The organism is Xenophilus azovorans DSM 13620, from assembly GCF_000745855.1.
GTDB classification, from domain to species: Bacteria; Pseudomonadota; Gammaproteobacteria; order Burkholderiales; family Burkholderiaceae_C; genus Xenophilus; species Xenophilus azovorans.
On sequence record NZ_JQKD01000115.1, the window covers coordinates 1 to 2,728 of the forward strand.

Sequence of the window (2,728 nt, forward strand, 5' to 3'; positions counted from 1 at the left end):
GCCGCTCGGGCGTGGCCTGTTCGGTCTGTTCGGGCGCACGGCCGAGCGGAAGAAGGAGCGGTGGTATCAGCGGTTCTGGAAGGCGCTGACCTCGCCCGTGTTCGGCAAGCGCGGCGAGCAGCCGGCTGCCGCCGCCGGGCCGGGCATCCTGCAGACGATGCTGGGCGGCATGTTCGGCGGCGTCGGCGGCCTGCTGTCGAAGCTGCCGAGCCTGCTCATGACGGTACTTTCGCGCCTGTTCCTGCCCATCGTCGCAGTGTGGGGCGCCTGGAACCTGGGCCAGTGGATCGGCGAGAAGATCAACAAGTGGCTCACCGACTCGGGTGTCATGGAGAAGGTGTTCGATGCCTTCGACGCCATCGGGGCGGCCTTCAACTCCGCCTGGGAAGCAGTCAGCAACGCGGTGGACACCATCGCCAAGACCGTCTCCGACGTGTGGGCCTCGATCACCGACACCGTGAAGTCGGCCATCGACGGGTTGCTGGAAATCCCAACGAAGATCCGCGAGTTCTTTTCGGGCCTGGACGAGTCGATTCGCAAGATTCCGGTCATCGGCAAGGCTTACGCCGCCGCTGTGGATGGAGCGAAGGCCGTCGCCAGTGACGTGAAGAAGGGCTACACCGAGGGCGAATCCGGCAAGCCCGACGGCAAGCCCGCCAGCGCCGCGCAGGCGGTGGGGCGCGACGTGGGGCAGGTGGTCAGGGGAGCCAAGGACGTGGGCGCGCAGGCGAAGGCCGGCTACGACACGGCCCGCGGCCGCGAGACCGATGCGCCGGCGCCGGCCTCGGCACTGCAGCGCGTCGCGCGTGGCGCGGGCGGCGCGGCGGGTACGGCGGCCGGCTGGGTGCTTGGCAAGACCTCGGAGCGCTTCGAGTCGGGCGGGCGCGGCGCGGGCACGGTGTCCACCGGCAAGGGGGATCGCGGCGGCGCGAGCTACGGCACGTACCAGCTCGCCAGCAAGACCGGCACCCTGGACAAGTTCCTCAAGGGCAGCGGCTACGGCAAGCAGTTCGAGGGCCTGACGCCGGGCACCGCCGAGTTCAACGCGAAGTGGAAGGAGGTCGCCAAGAACGATCCGGCCTTCGGCGATGCGCAGCACAACTTCATCAAAGCGACGCACTTCGACCCGGCCATGGCCGGCTTGAAGGCCGCCGGCATCGACCTATCGGGCCACGGCGCGGCGGTGCAGGACGCGCTCTGGTCCACGTCGGTGCAGTTCGGCGCGGGCAGCGCGAAGAAGAACGACGGCGCCATCGGCCTGTTCCGCAAGGCCCTGGCCGGCAAGGACGCCAACAAGATGACCGGCGCTGAGATCGTGGCCGCCGTGCAGGACTACAAGGCCAAGCACAACGAGACGCTGTTCGCGCGGTCGAGCGCCGAGGTGCGCGCCGGCACGCTCAAGCGAGCCACGGCCGAGAAGGCCGCGCTGCTGAAACTGGACGGGGCGCAGACGGCCGCGTCTACCGTGCCCCGCGTGCCGGTCGCCAACGTGCCGCCTGCCACACCTCCGACGGTGCCGCCAACGCCGGCGGACGAGGTGCCGAACCGGCTGAACACCACCGGCGGCAGCGGGCCGGTGCAGGTCAGCATCCACGACCGCACCCGGCAGACGGTGGCGGATCGCCGCATCGCCAACATCGCCAGCGGCGGGATCGAGCCTGCTTGAGCCACATTCAGCGGTCCAAAAAGGATCAGTTGGTAAGCTCTTCGGCAAGTCGCAGACGTTCGAGACCATGGACAAACTTATCGCTCTCTTGCAGTCGGATTCCAATGCTGCCAATGCCTTCGGCGCTCTGGCAAGCGCAGCGGCCGCAGCTCTCGCGCTGCTTGTCTCTTGCGTCTCAGTCTGGATTTCGGTCTGGGCGGTGCGCAGTCAGCGTCGGCACAACGAACTGTCAGTGCGCCCGCTTGCAGAAGTCACAGTTGCCGACTATGAAAATAGCTTGAGGGTCAAGCTCCGGAACAACGGGGCAGGTCCCATGATCGTTCTTGCAGTGACAGTCTCCGACGGCCATAACGCGCAGGAAGCCGTGATTGACTGGATGCCCGCGCTTCCCGGCAATCGAGCATGGAACAACTTCAGTCATGCGCTTCGCCGTCGCACGCTTCAAGCCGGAGCGGAGATCATTCTTCTAGAGTTGACGGAAGGGGAAGACGAAAAGGGATTTGAGGCGTGTCGAGATCAAGTTCGGGCCGCACTCGCGCCGCTGACGGTGAACGTCGAGTACACGGATATCTACGAGACGGTGATGCAGCCTTGTCGGAAGCCACTGTCGTGGTTTGGACGCAACTTGTGAGAGATCGCCGTTCGACCTTCGGAAGCTTTGCAACCACTGTAGCCGGGCTTGCCGCTGCCTCGCCGTGATCGCCGGCCCAGACAATGGCCTCGCTCTCCTCGATAGAAACGGCACTGTCGCGTGCTGCTACGCGCTCAGGTGGCAATCGTCTGTGTTCGAGCCTGCGGCTCTTGTGCATCGGCAGCGATGCGGCTGAAATCGCTTGCTACGAACTTGAGCCACCGAGGAAGGCACTGCTCGTCAATCTGGCCGGTCGCCTTGTTCTTCTTCTTTCCGTTGAACCAGATGCTGTGCTTGCCGATGTTCTTGCCGGACCTGTTCCGCACGGAGAGGGCTTTGAACTCCTCGGAGGTCATGATCCACATCATGTCCATGCGCTCCGCGTAGAAGACGAACCAGTAGTTTTCTCGAACTTCCTCATGCGGGATCGC

3 protein-coding genes are annotated in these 2,728 nt (G+C 65.3%); 2 read left to right on the forward strand and 1 reads right to left on the reverse strand.

Going from position 1 to position 2,728, the window contains the following annotated elements; genetic code table 11:
• Nucleotides 1–1,666: VgrG-related protein (locus Q392_RS31535; RefSeq protein WP_211260312.1), on the forward strand; the 1,666-nt coding region annotated here is incomplete at its 5' end.
• A gap of 67 nt (nucleotides 1,667–1,733) precedes the next feature.
• Nucleotides 1,734–2,297, forward strand: coding sequence for a hypothetical protein (locus tag Q392_RS33195; protein WP_157008342.1), 564 nt, complete (start codon nucleotides 1,734–1,736; stop codon nucleotides 2,295–2,297).
• Nucleotides 2,298–2,431: 134 nt separating this feature from the next.
• Here the strand turns inward: Q392_RS33195 and Q392_RS33555 are convergent.
• Nucleotides 2,432–2,728: hypothetical protein (locus Q392_RS33555; RefSeq protein WP_211260313.1), on the reverse strand; the 297-nt coding region annotated here is incomplete at its 5' end.

Excerpts from the sequence above, each read along its gene's own strand:
- Q392_RS33195 (WP_157008342.1), top strand. The coding sequence starts at position 1,734 with ATGGACAAACTTATCGCTCTCTTGCAGTCGGATTCCAATGCTGCCAAT.